General features: G+C 64.9%; 25 protein-coding genes. 9 read left to right on the top strand and 16 right to left on the bottom strand.

Features of this window, described 5'->3' with window-relative positions:
• Nucleotides 1-141 precede the first annotated feature (141 nt).
• The 3 genes from ACN0S5_RS03810 to ACN0S5_RS03800 all read left to right on the top strand — a co-directional run bounded on the left by ACN0S5_RS03810 (nt 142) and on the right by ACN0S5_RS03800 (nt 1672).
• Nucleotides 142-534 carry a DUF1036 domain-containing protein gene (locus ACN0S5_RS03810; protein ID WP_417206114.1) on the top strand — a complete coding sequence of 131 codons (393 nt, stop codon included), beginning with the start codon at nt 142-144 and terminating at the stop codon, nt 532-534.
• Nucleotides 535-727: 193 nt separating this feature from the next.
• A complete protein-coding gene (locus tag ACN0S5_RS03805) occupies nt 728-1204 on the top strand; it encodes a hypothetical protein (protein ID WP_417206112.1) in 477 nt (158 codons plus the stop codon).
• Between the two features lie 261 nt (nt 1205-1465).
• On the top strand, nt 1466-1672 hold the full coding sequence (locus ACN0S5_RS03800) for a cold-shock protein (protein ID WP_417206111.1): 207 nt from the start codon (nt 1466-1468) through the stop codon (nt 1670-1672).
• A gap of 2 nt (nt 1673-1674) precedes the next feature.
• Here the strand turns inward: ACN0S5_RS03800 and ACN0S5_RS03795 are convergent, their stop codons facing one another.
• From ACN0S5_RS03795 to ACN0S5_RS03785, 3 genes are all read right to left on the bottom strand, one after another.
• Entirely contained in the window at nt 1675-2079 is a 405-nt protein-coding gene (locus tag ACN0S5_RS03795) for an acyl-CoA thioesterase (protein ID WP_417206109.1), read from the bottom strand.
• A gap of 107 nt (nt 2080-2186) precedes the next feature.
• Nucleotides 2187-2642, bottom strand: coding sequence for a hypothetical protein (locus ACN0S5_RS03790; protein WP_417206107.1), 456 nt, complete (start codon nt 2640-2642; stop codon nt 2187-2189).
• A 44-nt stretch (nt 2643-2686) separates the two neighbouring features.
• Nucleotides 2687-3442: a hypothetical protein gene (locus ACN0S5_RS03785; RefSeq protein ID WP_417206105.1), complete on the bottom strand. Its 756-nt coding sequence runs from the start codon at nt 3440-3442 to the stop codon at nt 2687-2689.
• Nucleotides 3443-3621: 179 nt separating this feature from the next.
• Between ACN0S5_RS03785 and ACN0S5_RS03780 the strand changes: the two genes are divergently transcribed.
• Nucleotides 3622-4056, top strand: a complete 435-nt coding sequence (locus ACN0S5_RS03780) for an RbsD/FucU family protein (RefSeq protein WP_417206103.1) — start codon at nt 3622-3624, stop codon at nt 4054-4056.
• A gap of 228 nt (nt 4057-4284) precedes the next feature.
• Here the strand turns inward: ACN0S5_RS03780 and ACN0S5_RS03775 are convergent, their stop codons facing one another.
• The 13 genes from ACN0S5_RS03775 to ACN0S5_RS03715 all read right to left on the bottom strand — a co-directional run bounded on the left by ACN0S5_RS03775 (nt 4285) and on the right by ACN0S5_RS03715 (nt 12764).
• Nucleotides 4285-5376: an NAD(P)/FAD-dependent oxidoreductase gene (locus tag ACN0S5_RS03775; protein ID WP_417206101.1), complete on the bottom strand. Its 1092-nt coding sequence runs from the start codon at nt 5374-5376 to the stop codon at nt 4285-4287.
• A 2-nt stretch (nt 5377-5378) separates the two neighbouring features.
• Nucleotides 5379-5990: an urease accessory protein UreG gene (gene ureG, locus ACN0S5_RS03770; protein WP_089277363.1), complete on the bottom strand. Its 612-nt coding sequence runs from the start codon at nt 5988-5990 to the stop codon at nt 5379-5381.
• Nucleotides 5987-6622, bottom strand: a complete 636-nt coding sequence (locus ACN0S5_RS03765) for an urease accessory protein UreF (protein ID WP_417206659.1) — start codon at nt 6620-6622, stop codon at nt 5987-5989. The genes ureG and ACN0S5_RS03765 overlap by 4 nt, the downstream gene beginning before the upstream one ends.
• On the bottom strand, nt 6618-7088 hold the full coding sequence (ureE, locus tag ACN0S5_RS03760; protein ID WP_417206099.1) for an urease accessory protein UreE: 471 nt from the start codon (nt 7086-7088) through the stop codon (nt 6618-6620). Before ureE ends, ACN0S5_RS03765 begins: the two co-directional genes overlap by 5 nt.
• Complete coding sequence (locus ACN0S5_RS03755; protein ID WP_417206097.1) at nt 7085-7672, bottom strand: hypothetical protein; 588 nt, start codon at nt 7670-7672, stop codon at nt 7085-7087. Before ACN0S5_RS03755 ends, ureE begins: the two co-directional genes overlap by 4 nt.
• Nucleotides 7673-7766: 94 nt before the next feature.
• Nucleotides 7767-9476 carry an urease subunit alpha gene (gene ureC, locus ACN0S5_RS03750; RefSeq protein WP_417206095.1) on the bottom strand — a complete coding sequence of 570 codons (1710 nt, stop codon included), beginning with the start codon at nt 9474-9476 and terminating at the stop codon, nt 7767-7769.
• Nucleotides 9477-9524: 48 nt separating this feature from the next.
• Entirely contained in the window at nt 9525-9920 is a 396-nt protein-coding gene (locus ACN0S5_RS03745) for a carboxymuconolactone decarboxylase family protein (protein WP_417206093.1), read from the bottom strand.
• Entirely contained in the window at nt 9920-10171 is a 252-nt protein-coding gene (locus ACN0S5_RS03740; protein WP_417206091.1) for an antifreeze protein, read from the bottom strand. The genes ACN0S5_RS03745 and ACN0S5_RS03740 overlap by 1 nt, the downstream gene beginning before the upstream one ends.
• 59 nt (nt 10172-10230) lie before the next feature.
• Nucleotides 10231-11049, bottom strand: a complete 819-nt coding sequence (locus ACN0S5_RS03735) for a cyclase family protein (RefSeq protein WP_417206089.1) — start codon at nt 11047-11049, stop codon at nt 10231-10233.
• Nucleotides 11050-11100: 51 nt separating this feature from the next.
• Entirely contained in the window at nt 11101-11409 is a 309-nt protein-coding gene (locus ACN0S5_RS03730) for an urease subunit beta (RefSeq protein ID WP_417206087.1), read from the bottom strand.
• Nucleotides 11406-11570, bottom strand: a complete 165-nt coding sequence (locus ACN0S5_RS03725; protein WP_417206085.1) for a peptidase M23 — start codon at nt 11568-11570, stop codon at nt 11406-11408. The genes ACN0S5_RS03730 and ACN0S5_RS03725 overlap by 4 nt, the downstream gene beginning before the upstream one ends.
• Before the next feature lie 44 nt (nt 11571-11614).
• The gene (locus tag ACN0S5_RS03720) at nt 11615-11917 is read right to left on the bottom strand and encodes an urease subunit gamma (RefSeq protein ID WP_323766627.1); all 303 of its coding nucleotides are present in this window, start codon (nt 11915-11917) and stop codon (nt 11615-11617) included.
• Between the two features lie 4 nt (nt 11918-11921).
• Nucleotides 11922-12764, bottom strand: coding sequence for an urease accessory protein UreD (locus ACN0S5_RS03715; RefSeq protein WP_417206083.1), 843 nt, complete (start codon nt 12762-12764; stop codon nt 11922-11924).
• 381 nt (nt 12765-13145) lie between these two features.
• On the opposite strand from ACN0S5_RS03715, the gene urtA reads away from it, so the two are divergent.
• The 5 genes from urtA to ACN0S5_RS03690 form a co-directional block, all read left to right on the top strand.
• Nucleotides 13146-14426 (top strand): urea ABC transporter substrate-binding protein, encoded by a 1281-nt coding sequence (gene urtA / locus ACN0S5_RS03710; protein ID WP_417206081.1) that lies wholly within the window; start codon nt 13146-13148, stop codon nt 14424-14426.
• A 107-nt stretch (nt 14427-14533) separates the two neighbouring features.
• Nucleotides 14534-16477 (top strand): urea ABC transporter permease subunit UrtB, encoded by a 1944-nt coding sequence (urtB, locus tag ACN0S5_RS03705; protein ID WP_417206079.1) that lies wholly within the window; start codon nt 14534-14536, stop codon nt 16475-16477.
• A gap of 4 nt (nt 16478-16481) precedes the next feature.
• Nucleotides 16482-16706: a hypothetical protein gene (locus ACN0S5_RS03700; protein ID WP_417206077.1), complete on the top strand. Its 225-nt coding sequence runs from the start codon at nt 16482-16484 to the stop codon at nt 16704-16706.
• Nucleotides 16703-17869 carry an urea ABC transporter permease subunit UrtC gene (urtC, locus tag ACN0S5_RS03695; protein WP_417206075.1) on the top strand — a complete coding sequence of 389 codons (1167 nt, stop codon included), beginning with the start codon at nt 16703-16705 and terminating at the stop codon, nt 17867-17869. Before ACN0S5_RS03700 ends, urtC begins: the two co-directional genes overlap by 4 nt.
• Nucleotides 17866-18450 (top strand): ABC transporter ATP-binding protein (locus tag ACN0S5_RS03690; RefSeq protein WP_417206074.1); only part of this gene is annotated, 585 nt, incomplete at its 3' end. The genes urtC and ACN0S5_RS03690, both read left to right, overlap by 4 nt.

Genomic DNA, 18450 nt, shown 5'->3' with positions numbered 1-18450 from the left:
TGCCTGACACAGCCAATCTCCGCCCTGTCCAGAGATTGCAGCGCACCCGCACCCCCACGCTGCGGTCAGGGATACCGGTCTTGCCCGAACGCTTTCCCTCGCCTAACCTGATACGCACGTTCTATAATTCAGGATATCCACATGCATAGATTTTTTTGGCTGATGCTCTGCCTCTTCATGGCAACCGGCGCGCAGGAAGTTGCGGCGCAAAACAACAATTTCGCCGTCTACTACAAAAACGAATGTTGGCGGCGCATCCAGACCGCGATCCATGTCCGTGATCTGAGCGGCAACTGGGTCACCAAGGGCTGGTGGACGCTGGAACCCGGCCAACAGGCCTTTGTCGCCACAACCACCAACCGCATCTTCTACACCTATGCCGAAAGCATCGCGCCCATCAACGAACGGATCAACTGGGCCGGCACCGACCGGCATTATCGCATCCGTGGCTCGTCCAATACCTACGGGTTCCGCACGCGCCGGATGGACATGTCCAACTGGGGCACGTGGACAGAGCGGTTCACCTGCAACTGACGCCCTTTACTCTCCGCAGGGCCGCCCGGCCCTGCGGGAACACTTTGGCGACCATTGCCGGTTCCTCCTATGATCGGCTGACAGCGCGCTCCGGGCGGACGGCCCGCCCCCATGACCGGCAATTCTGTCGGGTCTTGTGTTACACTCCCCGAACCGCTCGACAAAAAAAGAGCGGAATTTGGAGGAGATAATCATGTTTTCGATCCGTTTTCCGGCCCTCGCGGCCATTGTGCTTTTTGTGTCCACCCCGTCTTTGGCCGAAACCGTCAACGTGTCCGGTGTCGGCCATGGCAGTTCGACCGCCACCGCGATGCCCGCCTCGGACAGCCTGATCGTGGTCCACGCCACCTCGACCTATGAACGGTTCGAGAGCGACGACCCCGACAACCCCTTTGCCTCGGCCTCTGGCCCCTGCTTTGGCGCGATCCTGATCGACAAGGGCGCCGTCTCTGGCGAGGGCCTGTGCCACTATACCGATGCCGACGACGAGATTGCCGTTATCAAATGGATCGCCAAGGGCCTGAGCGCCGAGGGCCGCACCCAAGGGGACTGGATGATGCTGGGCGGAACGGGCAAATGGGCCGCGATGACCGGCGGCGGCACCTTTGACGCGGGCGGCGAAGGGGACGCCTATACCAACAAGATCGCCGGCGAAGTGACCATGAACTGAGCATTTCATCGCGCCGGGGTCCGTCCGCGCGGGCCCCGGCCTGACGCCCCGGCCTCAGGCGGCCAAGGCCGCGATCTGCCCCCGGTCGCCGCCTGATCCCACTTGATCCAAACCCCCGAATCTGAGATTTTTTTCGCGCTATGTTATCACTATCGCCCACCTGTCTCCGCGCGGCGGGGTCAGCGCAATCGATACTGCTCTGACCTATGCCGGGCCGCAGCACTTCCGCGTGTGGCAGAACACGAACATGGAGACATCACGATGGCGACAGGCACCGTGAAATGGTTCAACACCACCAAAGGCTTTGGCTTTATCGCGCCCGAAGGCGGCGGCAAGGACGTCTTTGTCCACATTTCAGCGGTCGAGCGGTCGGGTCTGACCGGCCTCGCCGACAACCAGAAAGTCAGCTATGAGCTGCGCGAAGGCCGGGACGGCCGCGAAAGCGCATCCGATATCGAGCTGCTCTGATCCTATGCGCCGCCCGGGACTTCGGACTCGGGCGGCACCTCGCGCTTGTTGCCCTCATCGTCGATGGCCACGTAGGTGAACACCGCCTCTGTCACCTTTTCACGCTTGCCGATCCGGTTGCGCAGGGCCCATGCCTCCAGCCCGATGGCCATCGAGGTCCGCCCGACCCGGATCAGCCGGGCGTAGATGCACAGAACGTCCCCCACCTTGACCGGGCGGATAAATTTCATCGCGTCCACGGCAATCGTCGCCACGCGCCCCTGCGCGCGTTGCCCGGCCACCATGCCGCTGGCGATGTCCATCTGCGCCAGCACCCAGCCGCCAAAGATATCGCCGTTCACATTCACATCCGCCGGCATCGCCAGCGTGCGCAGCGTCAGTTCGCCTTTTGGGCCGTTGTCGTCCATGGACCTGTCCCTTTGTTGCCTTGCGCCGCCATCAGCCCTGCCGATGCGCCTTGTCCCTATCAGTGACCCAATTCCAGCCGTGTGACCAGCCACAGGTCTGCCCCGGCCTATTTCAGGGCGCGGTTCAGGACCACGCCACCCGCGGCGATCAGGCAGCCCATCAGCCCCATGAACACCGCGTGCAGCGTGCCGAACAGATCCTGCCGGTTGGCCATGGGCTGTGCGCCCACAATACGCAGGCGGATGTCGGAACCGGGCGGATAGGCCGCCACCATCTCGCGCGCGCGGTCGACGTCACCCCGCTGCGTCAGCGCCAGCAGGCCTTTGACGGTCACCCGATCGCCGCTGCCACGCGGCCATTCGACGGTAAGCACCGGGTCCGTGCGCGTGGTGCCATTGCCCACCGGCGACGTGACAACCTCTGAGGTTTCGACGGTCAGCGTCTCACGCGGGCTGAACAGCGACAGCGGCGGCGGCTCACCAAAGCGGGCGCTCAGCGACGCGAACCAGAGGAACAACAGGCCCACAGCCAGAATCCCGTACCGCAACACAATTGTCAGCATCCGCTTTCTAATCCCATGCTTGTTCGGTTGATCCCTTGTGCGCCTTATCCGGCAGGCAGGCACACGCCGTCAAACCCCCGGCCCGTCACCTTGGGGGTGCGCGACGGCCGGTGCGGCACCCGGCAGGCGACCACGGTCAGCCCGGCCGGGTTGGACGGCACCGACGACAGACCCGCCGATCCGGGATCGAACCGCGCCTGGTCTCCGGGCGCAATTGTCACCGACTGGGCGCAGGGATCGGGGTTCTGTTCTGTCGGCAGGCACAGCCCCACCGTGATCGGAAAATCGCAGGTATTCGTCACCTCGCGCGGCTGCACCTGACCCAGCATCCCGCGCGTGCAGTGGTTCACATCCGACCGGAACGACGCCCGCTGATAAGAGCCCGTCACCGCATCCAGCAGCGGCGGCACACCCAGCATGGCCACGGCCCCGGCCAGCGCCGCCGCCCACAGCGGCACGCGGCGCGGCGCGCCCTTTTGTTCGAACATCACCGCCGCAATCATCGCCACCCAGGCCCCGATGAACAGCGCCCCGCCGGTGATCTCGGGCAGCCAGGGCGTCGCGCGCCACAGCTCTTGCACCCAGACCAGCGCGGGCATCCCGATCCACGCCGCCGCGACCCCCACCAGCGCCGTGCCCCACAGCGGCAACCGCCGCGTGCCCGACCTGTTGACCACTGCGCGGACCACTACCGCCGTCACAATCCCCAGAAAGACCGCGCCTTCCATCAGTTCCGGCACCCATTCCGGCATCGCCGCTCCTTTGCCACGTTCCTTGGCCCGCAGGCCGCCGCCCAGCATTGCCGCAAAGCCTGCCCCGCCTCAAGATGGTCGATACGGCCGCCACGCAGCGGATTTGGCCAGATTCGGGCGGCCAGACGCCTCGCCGTGGCCCTGCCCCGCCCCGACGCCCCGCGTTTTGCCCTTGCGCCGCGCGTCTTTGGCGCTTTTCATGGTCGGGTATTCCAGAGGTTCCGCCCATGCTGCACAACGTGCCCCCCATCCTGTCCCCCGACATCCTGCACACGCTGAGGGCCATGGGCCACGGCGATGAGATCGTGATTTCGGACGCCAATTTCCCTGCCTATTCAATGGGCTGCAAGGTTCACAGGCTGGACGGCATTGCCGCGACAGAGGTGTTGGAGGCGGTGCTGACGCTGATGCCGCTGGACAGTTTCGTCAGCGACCCCGCGCAGACCATGCAGGTGGTTGGAGACGCCGCGGCCGTTCCGGAAATCGTAAAGGAATTTCAAGGGATTATAGATCGTGTCGCCGACCATCCGGCGCCCATCGCAACGCTGGAACGCTTTGCCTTCTACGCGCGGGCCAAGACCACCTTCGCGGTGATTCAAACCGGGGAATCAAGGCTTTATGGCAATATCATCCTGAAGAAAGGGGTCATCCCGCCGCGCTGACGGTCACATCCCCGGTAGGTATTGGAAACATGACTGTCGAAACGGCCCCGTCTCCCCCACCTTTGTAGGCATAGAAGGAGACACAAAATGACCAAGCACACCCAACCGACCCCCGCCCAGCCGACAATGCCCACCCCCGGCAACAGCAAGCCGCAGACCTACCGCTTTACCGATTGGGCGGCGTTCTGATCCGCCCGACAGTTCCTTGAAATCAAGCGGTATCCCCGGTCATGTCCGCAACCGGTCCGGGGCCAGCGCAGCGACAACATCCGCCGCCAAGGCGGGCACCTCCCCAAGGCACAGGGCCGCCGTCAGACACGCCAAGGCAGGCGAGGTCTGCACACCATAGCCCCCCTGCCCCGCCAGCCAGAAAAACCCCGGCGCATCGGGGTCCATCCCCACAACCGGCGTCTTGTCCGCCACAAAGCTGCGCATCCCGGCCCAGCTATGCGACGGACGCACCAGCGGCAGATCCACCATTTGCGAAAACCGGTCCAGCCCCTCGGCCAGCACCATATCGTCCGCGTGAATGTCCCCCGGCTCTACCGGGTCTTCATCCGCCGGTGAGATCATCAACCGCCCCGCTTCGGGTTTGGCGTACCATGTCTCGGCGATAGAGCCGAACAGCGGCCAACCGTCCGGGTCGATGCCCGCAGGCACCGCCATGATCACCGCAGAGCGCCGCTTGGGCACCAGCCCCACGGGCCGCACACCGGCCATCTGCGCCACCTGATCAGCCCAGCCGCCCGCCGCGTTGACCACGGTCCCGGCGGTGAACACTTGTCCCCCCGCCTCGACCCGCCAGCCAGCGCCCTCCCGCGTGATGGCCGTGACCCGGCTGCCGGTCTCAATCACCCCGCCGCCGTTGCGCAACTGCCGCGCATAGCCCTGCAACAGGCGGTCCACGTCGATACCTTGTGCATCCTGTTCCAGCATCGCCGCCGCGATCTGATCGGTGCGCAGAACCGGCACCAATTCGGTCGCCTGCTGCGCGGTCAGCCGCTCGATCCCGGTAGAGCCGTTCAGATAATCCTCCAGAACCGGCAGGTCCTCTTCGCGCGCCAGCATCAGCTCGCCCCGTGGCGACAAAACGCTGTCGCCAAACAGATCCCCCGCCAGCGCCGGATAGGCCGCCGCGTTCAGGGCGCGCAGCGTGGCGTTGCCGTAGTTGCGGATGAACAGCGCCGCAGAGCGTCCTGTCGCGTGATACCCCAACTGCGGCTCTGCCTCGATCACCGTTACCTTGGCGCTGCGGGCCAGTTCCGCCGCCGCGCTGATCCCGGCGATCCCGCCGCCGATCACGATAACATCCTGTGACATGGTCAAAGCCCCGCAATTTCCCTTATTTCGCGCAGGATCTTGTCCACACCTTCGCCGCCCTTCAAGGCGGAAAACACAAACGGACGGCCCGCGCGCATCCGCGTGGCATCCCGTTCCATCACCTCCAGCGAGGCCCCCACATAGGGTGCCAGATCGGTCTTGTTGATCACCAGCAGGTCCGACCGCGTGATTGCAGGGCCGCCTTTGCGCGGGATTTCCTCCCCCGCCGCCACGTCGATCACATAGACCGTCAGGTCCGCCAGTTCCGGGCTGAAGGTGGCCGACAGGTTGTCGCCACCGGACTCGATCAGCACCACCTGCACCTCGGGGTGGCGCTGGCGCATCTCGGCCACGGCGGCAAGGTTGATCGAGGCATCCTCGCGGATTGCCGTATGAGGGCAGCCGCCGGTTTCGACCCCGATCACCCGGTCGGCGGGTAGGATCTGCATCCGCATCAGGGCCTCGGCGTCCTCCTGCGTGTAGATATCGTTGGTGATCACGCCGATGGAAAACTCATCCTTCAGCCGCTCGGCCAGCCGCGCGGTCAGGGTGGTCTTGCCCGCGCCGACAGGTCCGCCGATGCCGATGCGCAGGGGGCCGTTCATTTGGGTCATGACTGGAATAGCCTTGGTTCAAGTGTTTCGTGTCGCATGGCCGCAACGTCCGACAGAAAGGCGGTGGAGGACATATCCTCCAGCGTCATCTCCCCGGCGCGGGTGGCCACATCGGTGCACAGCGGCGTCAGCCGGGACGCCACCCCCTGTGCTGCGGTCTGACCCAGCGGCATCAGCCGTTGCGCCGCCGCGACAAGGTTGCCCGCAAAGGCGTGCAGATACAGCGCCGCCACCTGTTCCGGCTCCATCCCCATCTGCCGCGCCGCCGCGCCCAGCGCAACCGGCAACAGCATCGGCGGCAGGTCCAGCCCCCAGACCTCTGCCGTGACCTTGGCAAAGGCCGCGCCCTGCCGGTCGGCCTCGCGCAGGCGTTCCTGCGCAGGCGACCACGCCCGCGCCATCGCGTCCAGTTCGGCGACCGGATGATCCCCCCGCCAGGCCTGCCAGATCCACAAGGCGTCCGTCTTGCCCGAGCCTTCGCTCAACACGTCGCGCAACCATGCCTCCAACATCGCCCCGTCAGAAATCCAGCCCTGATGCACAGCCTTTTCCAGCCCGTGCGAATAGGCAAAAGCGCCCACCGGATACGCCGGGGACAGCCATTGCGTCAGCGTCAGCAGATTGGGGTCAATGGGCATGGGCGGTGTGGCCGTGCTCATGGCTGTGGGTGCGGCCATGGCCATAGGCCCCGCCCTCTGGCGTAAAGGGCTCCGACACCTCGGTGACGCCCGCGCCCAGATGCTCCAGCATGTGCCGGATCACCGGGTCCCGCTGGATCAGCAGCCGCTCACCCGCCACCTGACAGGGCGTATGACGGTTGCCGATATGCCATGCCAGACGCGGCAGATCGCCGGTGACGGCCAGCAGGTCTTCCTCTGCGGCGACGATCTCGACCAGCCGCCCGTCGGCGCGCTCCAGCGCGTCGCCCTGATCCAGAGAGGTGGTCTGTTCCAGATCGACCACAAACCGGTCCCCCGCGACAGTGGTCAGCACCTTGCGGCGCAGGAATCGCGCGTCATAGGTCAGCCGACATTTGTCATGCGCACCGGTCCACGCCCCGGCGCGATGCAGGGTCTGGGCAACGGGAAGCTCGGTCACTCGATCACCTCGATGTTGGTATACATATAGCGGTCCGACCCGTCGGCATGGTCGCTGCCCGCGAAGTAGGAAAAGCCAAGTCCGGGCAGGTAATACAGCAGGTCCACGGACCCGGTTTCGTCCGGGTCATAGCGGATTTCGATCGGGATCATCTCATATTCGCAGGCCCCGAAATTGAGTATCCCGACCTGACCGAAATCATAGGTCTGGCGCTCTGATTGCAGGTCGCCAAGGCTGTTCCTGACAAGGTCGTAAACCACCTGTTGCCCCGGTTCCGGCAGGGCCAGATCCTCGGCCCGACCGGGAAAGGCATAGGTGGTGCGGGTGTCCTGATCGGGGCTGCCGTCCACCAAGTCCACCAGTTCAATCAGATAGATCCCCTGCGCCAACAGGCTGCGGGAGGTTGCCCCCTCCGCAGAGATATACAGCGATTCAACCACACCGGGACCGGACCGGCGGTATTCCTCGGTATCGGCGCCATCGACGGTAAAGCGGATGCCCGTGTCGAGGTCCGCCGCCACCGGGCAGTCCGCCAAGGTGGGGCCCGCGAGGACAAGGCTCATGGCCACTACGTGCAAGCGCATCTTCTTACTCCAATTCGATCTGCCGGGCGCGGGTCATGTTGCGTGAGCGCCCGGCGGAGATCAAGCATCGGCGGGTGCCGCGCCGCCCCGGTTGTCAGAACAGGAAATAGCGCTGCGCCATCGGCAGTTCGCTGGCCGGTTCGCAGGTCAGCAACTCCCCATCGGCGCGCACCTCATAGGTTTCGGGATCGACCTCGACCTTGGGGGTGGCATCGTTCAGCTTGAGATCCTTCTTGCCGATGTTGCGCGTGTTGCGCACCGCCAGCGTCTGCTTGGCCAGACCCAGTTCCGCGCCAATCCCCTTTGACTGCGCCGCCTCGGAGACAAAGATCACCGCCGAGTTTTCGACGCTGCGCCCAAAGGCCCCGAACATGGGCCGCGAATAGACCGGCTGCGGCGTCGGGATAGAGGCATTGGGGTCGCCCATCTGCGCGCAGGCAATGGTGCCGCCGATCAGAACCATCTCGGGTTTGACGCCAAAGAACGCCGGGTTCCACAGCACCAGATCGGCGCGCTTGCCCTCTTCGATGCTGCCGATCTCATGGGCGATCCCGTGGGCAATGGCCGGGTTGATGGTGTATTTCGCGATATAACGGCGGACGCGGAAATTGTCGTTGTCGCCGACTTCCTGCGCCAGCCGCCCGCGCTGCTTCTTCATCTTGTCGGCGGTCTGCCACGTGCGGATCAGCACCTCACCCACGCGGCCCATGGCCTGACTGTCCGACGCGATGATCGAAAACGCCCCCATGTCGTGTAGGATATCCTCCGCCGCGATGGTCTCACGCCGGATGCGGCTTTCGGCAAAGGCCACGTCTTCGGGGATGGATTTGTCGAGGTGGTGACACACCATCAGCATGTCCAGATGCTCTTCGAGCGTGTTCACCGTGAAAGGCCGCGTCGGGTTGGTCGACGATGGCAAGACATGCTCTTCGCCGCAAATCTTGATGATGTCGGGCGCGTGCCCGCCCCCCGCGCCCTCGGTGTGAAAGGCGTGAATGGTCCGGCCCTTCAGCGCCTTCACCGTGTTCTCGACAAAGCCGGATTCATTCAACGTGTCGGTGTGGATCATCACCTGCACGTCCATCGCATCCGCCACCGACAGGCAGCAGTCGATGGCCCCCGGCGTCGTGCCCCAATCCTCATGCAGTTTCAGCGCGCAGGCCCCGGCCAGCACCTGTTCCTCCAGCGCGGCAGGCAGAGAGGCATTGCCCTTGCCCGCAAAGGCAAGGTTCATCGGAAAGGCATCCGCCGCCTGCAACATCCGCCCGATGTGCCATGGCCCCGGCGTGCAGGTGGTGGCCAGCGTGCCATGCGCCGGGCCGGTGCCGCCGCCCAGCATGGTGGTCAGGCCGGAATGCAGCGCATCCTCGATCTGTTGCGGACAGATGAAATGAATGTGGCTGTCAAAGCCCCCCGCCGTCAGAATGCGCCCCTCACCGGCAATAACCTCGGTCCCCGGTCCAGCGATCACATCCACGCCCGGCTGCGTATCCGGGTTGCCCGCCTTGCCGATCCTGTGGATGCGTCCCCCTTTCAGGCCCACATCCGCCTTGTAGATGCCGGTATGGTCGACAATCAGCGCATTGGTAATGACGGTATCCACCGCCCCCCCGGCGCGCGTGACCTGCGATTGCCCCATGCCGTCGCGGATCACCTTGCCGCCGCCAAACTTGACCTCTTCGCCGTAGGTGGTGAAATCCTTTTCGACCTCAATGATCAGGTCGGTATCGGCCAGCCGCAGCCGGTCGCCTGTGGTGGGGCCGAACATGGCGGCATAATCGGCGCGTTTGATCGTTGCGGGCATTGTGTCCTCGTCCTTGGGGTCGCCCGGCACTTTGCGGCCGGCGCAACTTCACTCCTTGAAAGCGTCATCCACCGGCACTTGCAGCGCATTGGCCAGCGCGTTGGTCTGGTTCGCCATGCCCAGCACGGCCAGCAATTCGGCATACATCTCGGGCGTCATCCCCTTGGCGCGGGCGGCGGCTGTGTGGGAATGCGCGCAATATTCACAGCCATTGCTGGCCGAGACAGCAACATACAGCATCTCCTTCACCAGCGGATCCAGCGCCCCCGGCGCCATCACCACCTTCAACCGCTCCCACGTCGCCTTCAGCAGCGCCGGATCATGCGCCAGCGCGCGCCAGAAGTTATTGACGAACTCCGACCCCCGCACCGCGCGGATGTCATCAAAGACCGCGCGCGCCTCGGGGGTCAGGTCCGCGTCGGACAACAGCGGGACGGTCGCCATCAGAACGCCCTCTTCGGACCGCGCCGCGCCAACCGCTTGGCATTGGCGCGGGTCTGCCGGTGCAGCGGGCCGATGGCGGCGGCCAGCGGGTCGCCCCCCTCGATCGCCGCCCGCGAGGCCGCGTGAAACGCCCTTGGAAAATGCTCCAGCTTTTCGCGCACCATGCGCGTTGTCTCATCCGGCGTGACGGACCACAGCCCCGCCATCCCCAGCAATCGCATCGTTATCACCGCCTGCGCTTCGGCAGACATGCAGGCCATCCGCGACACGGAGATCCAAAGGTCCAGTGGGGTTGGCAGAGCCATCATCGTCACACCATTGCAAAAATGCGCGCCGGGCCACCTGTGCCGCGACCGGTTTTTGGCGCGCCCACGATCAGCGTCGCCCCCGCAGCGGGCACCTGACTCAATCCGGCCAGACACTCGATTCCATACCGGTTGGTCGGCAACCACGCGTAATGGGTGTCAAAGCCTGCCGATGGCCCGTGGTCCAGCGACAGCGTATCCACCGCGATGGCCACCGCCCCGGTCTGTTCCGCCAGCATCTGCGCCGCTTCCACATGAAAGCCGGGGAAATGCATCACCCCATCGCCGTCGGCATTGCGAAACCCGTCACCGCCCAGCCGCGCCGCCCAGCCCGAGTCCATCGCCACACAGGCCCCGTCCGGGATCTCGCCATGCGCGGCGATCCAGGCGGTCAGGTCGTCCGGCGTCAGCATCGTGTCCGGATCCTCCGCCGCCCGCGCCGCGATGTCGATCTTGACCAGCGGACAAACAAGGTTCTCGACCGGGATTTCATCCACCGACTGCCCGTCCGCCGAAAAATGCAGCGGCGCATCGACATGGGTGCCGGTGTGCTCGTTCACCGTCAGATTATAAAGGTTGTAGCCGTCCTTGGCGAAATCAAACGCCTTGTCATAGCTGATCCCCGGCACGCCGCCGAAGGTCGGAAAGGTCTCATCCAGCATGTGGGTCATGTCGAAAACCCCGCCGTGACCCGCCGCCATCGCCGGCGGTGTCGCCGCCACGCCCAGCACCGCGCCCGCGCCAACCGCCGCGCCCGCCCTGAAGAACGATCGCCGCGACAGCATCCGTTCCTTCACCGAAGTCATCACACAGATATCGCACATGGTCTTTCCTTTCTGGTGTCCAGAACACCAGCGTCACCCGACTCAGCCCCCTCAGTCCAGCGCGCCCATCACCTTTTGGTTGAAACCATAGATGGTACGCCCGCCCGAGATCGGGATCAGGTGCACCTCGCGCGCCTGCCCCGGCTCAAACCGCACCGCCGTCCCGGCGGCAATGTCCAACCGATGGCCCCGCGCCGCGTCACGGTCGAAGTCCAGCGCCGGATTGGCCTCGGCGAAATGATAGTGCGAGCCGACCTGCACCGGGCGATCCCCGGTATTGGCGACGCGCAGCGTGATCGCCACGCGCCCCGCGTTCAGGGTCAGCGTCCCCTCAGCCGGGAACAGCTCACCGGGGATCATCGGCGGTGCCACGCGACCAGCGCGGCCACCCCGATCAGCGCCGCCATCGGCAACAGCGACAGGCTGCTTTCCATCCCGTGCGGATGCAGGTGCCCGCCGTCATGGGCCAGAGCAGGTGCCGCCGCCAGCAGCGCGGTTGCGCATGTCAGAACTGTCTTCATTTTGGTTCCCCTTGGTTTCTTCTCTGTAAAAATACCCCAAACCTTCACCGGATCGGGTCGTGCACCGTCACCAGCTTGGTGCCGTCCGGAAACGTCGCCTCGACCTGAACCTCGTGGATCATCTCGGGCACGCCTTCCATGCATTGCGCGCGGGTGATCACCTCGGCCCCGGCCATCATCATGTCGGCGACGGATCGCCCGTCGCGCGCGCCCTCGACCACCGCATCGGTGATCAGGGCAATCGCCTCGGGGTAGTTCAGCTTTACACCGCGGGCCAGCCGCTTGCGGGCCACCTCGGCGGCCATGGCGACCAGCAGTTTATCTTTCTCGCGCGGGGTCAGTTGCATAGTGTCAGAGTCTCCACGAAATCGGCAAAGTGTCCCGGCTGAGCCGGTCAAGAATGGGCAGCAGGCTGCGCCGCAGGTGCAGGCCGTCGGTCGCCAGCAGGCGCACCACCAGCAGATCGTCGCGCATCAGCGACACGCCGCCCGTGACGGGCATCAAGGCCCGCAACGGCGCAAGATGCGCCTCGGCGTCGGGCGCGACATAGACAAGGCTGGCCATCGCCCCGGCCCCGCCGCCCAGCGCCGGACGCGCCATGCCGGTGTCAAGATCGCCGCGCAGCTCCAGCCCGTCCAGATACAGCGGCGCGCCCTCGCGCCAGACAGCGATCCGGTCGGAAAATTCGACGTCCCTCAACCGCTCGCCCATGGCCGTGCGGCCAAAAATCACCGGCTCCACCAGCAGCAGCCGCGCATCGGCGGCAAGATCCACCCGCAAGCGCCGCCGCAGCCGCGCGCCCTCGAACAGGATCAGTTCCTGCGGCAGCCAGTGCAGCACCGCGCCGGTCTGCGCCTCCAGCCGCGTCTCGACCCGCGCGACATCGGCGCTGGCGCGATAAGCGCGCTCTGCCGCCTGTGTCGTCAGGCTCAGCTGTGATCCCTCCCCCGCCGCCGCACAAAGCGACAGGCTGTCGCCGCCCGTCAGCCCGCCGGAGGTGTTGATCACGATGGCCTCGACGGCCTTGGTGCGGCGGGAAAACAGCGCCCGCAGACAGCCCGACGTCCGCAGCCTGTCAATGGCCGAACGGTCGCCGCGCTGCTTGGTCGTCAGGTCCAGCGTCCCGCGCGCACGGGGCACATTTCCCGGTAGCGGCGCAGCAACCGCCTGATTTTCGCGCATATGCAGTGTCATTGTCCCATCCGCGACCCGTCGCAGGCCAATACCGCCACTCCGCGACCCACTTTGCAAAGATCCTGGGGCAAAAGTTAACCGGTCCGCCCATGCCGACGCACAAAAATTAGCCGACAGCGCGTGTTTAAGGTCAATAATTAGGCAAAATGGATTACCCCCCGCCGCGGACCCGCCCGGCGATTGACCGCGGGGCAAGCGGAACAGATGACTCGGGGCGCCCACGCCGCGCTGCTGTGAGACCGGTGGAAAAGGGTGTGTGACGACCTGAAAGGTTTGCAGCTCGAACAGGCCGCCACACTGGATGCAACATACTGTTGCGGGGGATGACCTAGTCGCTCGGCCATGCCGGGACAAGGGAGGCTCACCCGCGGGGAGACACGAATGAACCGTTTCACGAAACTGCTGTCCGGTGCCGCCACTCTGGCCCTCATCGCCGGTGGCGCCAGCGCCCAGGATTGCCCGATCAAGGTCGGCGTGCTGCACTCGCTGTCCGGCACCATGGCAATCTCCGAGACGACGCTGAAAGACACCATGCTGATGCTGATCGACCAGCAGAACGATAAAGGCGGCCTGCTCGGCTGTGAGCTGGAGGCCGTCGTGGTCGATCCGGCCTCTGACTGGCCGCTGTTTGCCGAAAAGGCGCGCGAACTGCTGAGCGTGCATGAGGTCGACGTGATCTTTGGCAACTGGACGTCGGTCAGCCGCAAATCCGTGCTGCCGGTGATCGAGGAACTGAACGGCCTGCTGTTCTACCCGGTCCAGTACGAGGGCGAAGAGTCCTCCAAGAACGTCTTCTACACCGGTGCCGCCCCGAACCAGCAGGCGATCCCGGCGGTGGATTACTTCCTTGAGGAACTGGGCGTCGAGAAATTCGCCCTGCTTGGCACCGATTACGTCTACCCGCGCACCACCAACAACATCCTCGCCAGCTATCTGGCGTCGAAGGGCATCGCCGAGGAAGACATCTTTGTGAACTACACCCCCTTTGGCCATTCCGACTGGGGCACCATCGTGGCCGACGTCGTGGCGCTGGGTGAGGACGGCAAACAGGTCGGCGTGATCAGCACCATCAACGGCGACGCCAACATCGGCTTCTACAAGGAACTTGCCGCCGCTGGCGTGTCCGCAGATGACATCCCCGTCGTCGCCTTCTCGGTCGGCGAAGAGGAACTCTCGGGCCTCGACACCTCCAACCTCGTCGGCCACCTCGCCGCGTGGAACTACTTCCAGTCCGCCGAAGGCGCAGCCAACGAGGCATGGATCGCCGCGTGGAAGGCCCGCATGGGCGAAGACCGCGTGACCAATGACCCGATGGAAGCCCACTACATCGGCTTCAACATGTGGGTGAACGCGGCCACCGCCGCAGGCACCACCGATGTCGACGCCGTGCGCACCGCCATGTACGGGCAGGAATTCCCGAACCTGACCGGCGGCACCGCCGTCATGCTGCCGAACCACCACCTGTCCAAGCCTGTCCTGATCGGCGAGATCACCGCAGAGGGCCAGTTCGACATCATCAGCCAGACCGACCCGGTTCCCGGCGACGCATGGACCGACTTCCTGCCGGAATCGGCTGTGCTGAAGTCGGATTGGAAAGACCTCGGCTGCGGCATGTACAACACCGAGACCTCGACCTGCGTGCAGATCAAGTCGAACTACTGATCGGCTGACACCGGGGCGCGCCTTGGCGTGCCCCGCCACAGCGTGACCAACGGCAGGGCGCTGTCCGCCCTGCCTGCCTCCCCCTCCCACCAAAGACAGGCCGATCCATGCTCCGTGCCCTCCTTGCGGCTCTTCTCTTCGCGTGGCTGCCCGCGCCCGGTTTCGCCCAGGATCTGCAAGCGATCCTGCAAGCGCATCAGGCGGAAGTCGCCAAACCCTCACGCGGGACGGTTGCTCCCGTGCTAGAGGCGCTTTCCGCCTCTGGCCTGCCAGAAGTGCCGCGTTTTCTGGAACGCTGGCAGGACAAAGAGGTCTATACCCGCGAGGCCGACGGCCTGTTCTTCTACGTTGAGGCAACCGGCGACACCGTGACCCTGATCGACCTTGCCACAGGTGAGCCGGTTCAGACCGCCGTTGATCCCGACGACCTCGATCAAATCAAACCCAACGGCGGCGTGCGCAAGGCGATTGCCGAGGCGCTGGTCCAGTTCCAGCTGTCCGATCCCGATATCACCCGCCGCGCCGGGGCGGTTGACGCCATCGCCCGCGGCCTCGATCCCAGCCAGATCGCGCCGCTGGCCGCATCCATCGACAATGAGCCGGACGCCGCGCTCAAGCTGCGCAAACAACGCCTGCTGAACTATCTCGCCGCCCGCTATGGCGACACGCCAGAGGCGCGGATCGCCGCCATCCGGGCGCTGGGCTCTGACCTCAGCGTTGATGGCCGCGCCGTCCTGTCACAAATCCTGTCGACCGAAACAGAGGTCGCACAAGACATTCCCGCAGACGCCAACGTCGCCCGCGTCCTCAAGCCCGGCACCGACCTGTCCGAGGTCGACGCCTATGCCCTGATCGCCGCCAAGGCCGGTACACCGGCGCTGATCGACCCGGCCAGCGTCAGACCGACACTGGAAACCCACGTCGACAAAGGCAAGGTCGGCGGCGTCTCCGTGGCCCAACTGACCACGCCAGAGGCCCGCCTGCGCGCCTACGATGCGCTGGCTACGGCGGGCAAGGTTCCGCCGCGCGCCACGCCTGAAATCATCGCCGAGACTCTGGCAGGCTGGACGATCTACGAGGTCTACGACGAACAGGACCCGACCATCACCGACGCCGCCGAAACGACGCAGGCCGCTGTGCAGAACCGCGTGGCCGTGTCGCAGGCCGCAGATCTTGGGCTGGACGCCATCTCGCTCGCCTCGATCTATTTCCTTGCCGCCATCGGCCTTGCCATCACCTTTGGCGTGATGGGCGTGATCAACATGGCCCATGGCGAATTCATCATGATGGGGGCCTATACCGGCTACGTCGTGCAACTGTTCATTCCCGACTACACCCTGTCGCTGGTCGTCGCCCTGCCGCTGGCCTTTGCGGTGACCTTCGGGGCGGGCGTGGCGATGGAACGGCTGGTGATCCGCTGGCTGTACGATCGCCCGCTGGAAACCCTGCTGGCCACCTTCGGTGTCTCCATCGCGCTGCAACAGCTGGCCAAGAACATCTTCGGCACGCAGGCCCGTCCGCTGACCTCGCCCGGCTGGCTCGACGGCGCGTGGCAGATCAACGACGTGATCGCCATCAGCTATATCCGCATCGCCATCTTTGTCCTTGCCCTGCTGTTCCTCGGCCTGCTGCTGTTCATCCTCAAAAAGACCCGTCTGGGGCTAGAGGTCCGCGCCGTCACGCAGAACCCGCGCATGGCCGCCTCGATGGGCATCAACCCCGACCGGATCAAGATGATGACCTTTGGCCTTGGCTCCGGGATCGCGGGCATCGCCGGGGTCGCCATCGGCCTTTACGCCAAGGTCACCTCGGAAATGGGCGCGGACTATATCGTGCAAAGCTTCATGACCGTGGTTGTCGGCGGCGTCGGCAACGTCTGGGGCACCCTTGCCGGTGCTTTCATGATCGGCACCCTGCAAAAGGGCATCGAATGGTTCAACCCGTCCAACACGCTGGCGGCGCAGACCTACATGATCCTCTTTATTATCCTCTTCATCCAGTTCCGGCCAAAGGGCATCGTCGCCCTCAAGGGCCGCGCGGCAGGAGACTGAGACCATGCGCACCCTCTTTTGCAGCCATTGCAACGGCATCCTCGTGCCCTTTGCCGACGACACCGACACCCACGGTCCGGGCAGCCCACGACGGCGCCCCCCCACCCTTGCCGACAAGGCCCAAGAGGCATTGGGCAAAAAATATCGCGAGGGTGAATTGCCCGCAGCGAAAAAGGCGGCAGCCCCCCCAAGCCCGCCGCGCGCCACACCTCTGGGAGTCCCGGCATGAACCGCAGTTTCTTTGCACAGAACCCGTCGATCCTCTGGTTCCTCGCCATTCTCGGCCTGTTCACCCTTGGCGTCACCCTGATGGCAGAGGCGACCGGCACCGGCCTGATCTCCACCAGTTTCGTCAAGACACTGGGCAAGACACTGTGCCTTTGCCTGATCGCCATCGCGATGGACGTGGTCTGGGGCTATTGTGGCATCCTCAGCCTTGGCCACTTCGCGTTTTTCGGCATCGGCGGCTACGCCATCGGCATGTGGCTGATGTACGCCCGGACAGAAGTCATCGTGACCGGCAGCATGGCGAACCAAGTGATCCCGCCCAGTGCGTCAGAGGTCTCTGACGCCATCGCCAGCCAGATCTTTGGCGTGGTCGGCGCGTCGGAACTGCCAACGATCTGGTCCTTTGCCCATTCCCTGCCACTGCAACTGATGATGGTGGTCCTTGTCCCCGGCCTGCTGGCGCTGGTCTTTGGCTGGCTCGCCTTCCGCAGCCGCGTCACCGGCGTCTACCTGTCGATCCTGACCCAAGCCATGACGTTGGCCCTGTCGCTCTACCTGTTCCAGAACGACAGCGGCCTGCGCGGCAACAACGGGTTGTCCGGCCTGCAAAACATCCCCGGTTTTGAATCCACCCCACAAAGCCTCGTCTCCATGGGGTTCTTCTGGGCCTCGGCCCTGGCGCTGGCCATTGGCTATATCCTCTTTGCCTTTGTCACCTCCGGCAAGATGGGCAGCGTGATCCGCGCCATCCGCGACGATGAAACCCGCGTGCGTTTCCTTGGCTACCACGTGGAAAGCTACAAGCTGTTTGTCTTCACCCTGACGGCCATCGTCTCCGGCATCGCAGGCGCGCTCTACTACCCGCAGGCGGGCATCATCAACCCGGCGGAGATCGCCCCCATCGCCTCGATCTACCTCGCGGTCTGGGTCGCCATCGGCGGGCGCGGACGACTGTATGGCGCAGTGCTCGGCACGGTCTTTGTCACGCTGGCGTCCAGCTGGTTCACCGGCGGCGGCGCGCCGGACATCAACCTCGGTTTCTACACCGTCAAATGGACCGACTGGTGGCTGGTGCTGCTGGGCCTGTCCTTCGTCGCCGTCACCCTCTTCGCCCCGCAAGGCATCGGCGGTCTCGTCGACAAACTGGTGAGGAAAAAGGCATGAGCAAGACGCTCCTCGAACTCTCCGGCGTCTCCGTCTCCTTCGACGGCTTCAAGGCGATCAACAACCTCAGCTTCCAGATCGGTGAACCCGAACTGCGCGCCATCATCGGCCCCAACGGCGCGGGCAAGACCACCTTCATGGACATCATCACCGGCAAGACCAAACCGGATGAGGGCCATATCCTCTGGGGCGACAAGGGCATCTCTCTGCTGGGCATGTCAGAGTCCGCCATCGCCCGCGAAGGCATCGGCCGCAAGTTCCAGAAACCCACCGTGTTCGAGGCGCAGACCGTGCGCGAAAACCTCGCCATGGCGCTGAAAAACCCGCGCGGCCCCTTCGACGTGCTGTTCTACAAGAAAACCGCCAGGGGCGCCGACCGGATCGAGGAAATCGCCGCCCAGATCGGCCTGACCGAGGAACTGACCCGCCCGGCGGGTGAACTCAGCCACGGACAGAAACAATGGCTGGAAATCGGCATGTTGCTGGCGCAGGAACCGCGCCTGCTGCTGGTGGATGAACCCGCCGCCGGGATGACCCCGGCAGAGCGCGAGAAAACCACCGAAATGCTGGTCGAGGCCGCG

It is taken from the genome of Antarctobacter sp., assembly GCF_048262615.1.
Taxonomy (GTDB): Bacteria; Pseudomonadota; Alphaproteobacteria; order Rhodobacterales; family Rhodobacteraceae; genus Antarctobacter.
The sequence above is the reverse complement of the archived record's forward strand: the minus strand, read 5'-3'. Positions and strand labels throughout refer to the sequence as shown.

Coding starts and splice junctions, on each gene's coding strand:
- ACN0S5_RS03715 (WP_417206083.1), bottom strand. CDS start 12,764: ATGACACTGCATATGCGCGAAAATCAGGCGGTTGCTGCGCCGCTACCG.
- urtC (WP_417206075.1), top strand. CDS start 16,703: ATGAACCGCAGTTTCTTTGCACAGAACCCGTCGATCCTCTGGTTCCTC.
- ureG (WP_089277363.1), bottom strand. CDS start 5,990: ATGACCCAAATGAACGGCCCCCTGCGCATCGGCATCGGCGGACCTGTC.
- ACN0S5_RS03725 (WP_417206085.1), bottom strand. CDS start 11,570: ATGAAGACAGTTCTGACATGCGCAACCGCGCTGCTGGCGGCGGCACCT.
- ACN0S5_RS03740 (WP_417206091.1), bottom strand. CDS start 10,171: ATGTCTGCCGAAGCGCAGGCGGTGATAACGATGCGATTGCTGGGGATG.
- ACN0S5_RS03785 (WP_417206105.1), bottom strand. CDS start 3,442: ATGCTGGGCGGCGGCCTGCGGGCCAAGGAACGTGGCAAAGGAGCGGCG.
- ureC (WP_417206095.1), bottom strand. CDS start 9,476: ATGCCCGCAACGATCAAACGCGCCGATTATGCCGCCATGTTCGGCCCC.
- ACN0S5_RS03775 (WP_417206101.1), bottom strand. CDS start 5,376: ATGTCACAGGATGTTATCGTGATCGGCGGCGGGATCGCCGGGATCAGC.
- ACN0S5_RS03780 (WP_417206103.1), top strand. CDS start 3,622: ATGCTGCACAACGTGCCCCCCATCCTGTCCCCCGACATCCTGCACACG.
- ACN0S5_RS03700 (WP_417206077.1), top strand. CDS start 16,482: ATGCGCACCCTCTTTTGCAGCCATTGCAACGGCATCCTCGTGCCCTTT.
- ACN0S5_RS03720 (WP_323766627.1), bottom strand. CDS start 11,917: ATGCAACTGACCCCGCGCGAGAAAGATAAACTGCTGGTCGCCATGGCC.
- ACN0S5_RS03805 (WP_417206112.1), top strand. CDS start 728: ATGTTTTCGATCCGTTTTCCGGCCCTCGCGGCCATTGTGCTTTTTGTG.
- ACN0S5_RS03810 (WP_417206114.1), top strand. CDS start 142: ATGCATAGATTTTTTTGGCTGATGCTCTGCCTCTTCATGGCAACCGGC.
- ACN0S5_RS03800 (WP_417206111.1), top strand. CDS start 1,466: ATGGCGACAGGCACCGTGAAATGGTTCAACACCACCAAAGGCTTTGGC.
- ACN0S5_RS03795 (WP_417206109.1), bottom strand. CDS start 2,079: ATGGACGACAACGGCCCAAAAGGCGAACTGACGCTGCGCACGCTGGCG.
- urtA (WP_417206081.1), top strand. CDS start 13,146: ATGAACCGTTTCACGAAACTGCTGTCCGGTGCCGCCACTCTGGCCCTC.
- ACN0S5_RS03735 (WP_417206089.1), bottom strand. CDS start 11,049: ATGTGCGATATCTGTGTGATGACTTCGGTGAAGGAACGGATGCTGTCG.
- ACN0S5_RS03745 (WP_417206093.1), bottom strand. CDS start 9,920: ATGGCGACCGTCCCGCTGTTGTCCGACGCGGACCTGACCCCCGAGGCG.
- ACN0S5_RS03730 (WP_417206087.1), bottom strand. CDS start 11,409: ATGATCCCCGGTGAGCTGTTCCCGGCTGAGGGGACGCTGACCCTGAAC.
- urtB (WP_417206079.1), top strand. CDS start 14,534: ATGCTCCGTGCCCTCCTTGCGGCTCTTCTCTTCGCGTGGCTGCCCGCG.
- ACN0S5_RS03755 (WP_417206097.1), bottom strand. CDS start 7,672: ATGCGCTTGCACGTAGTGGCCATGAGCCTTGTCCTCGCGGGCCCCACC.
- ACN0S5_RS03790 (WP_417206107.1), bottom strand. CDS start 2,642: ATGCTGACAATTGTGTTGCGGTACGGGATTCTGGCTGTGGGCCTGTTG.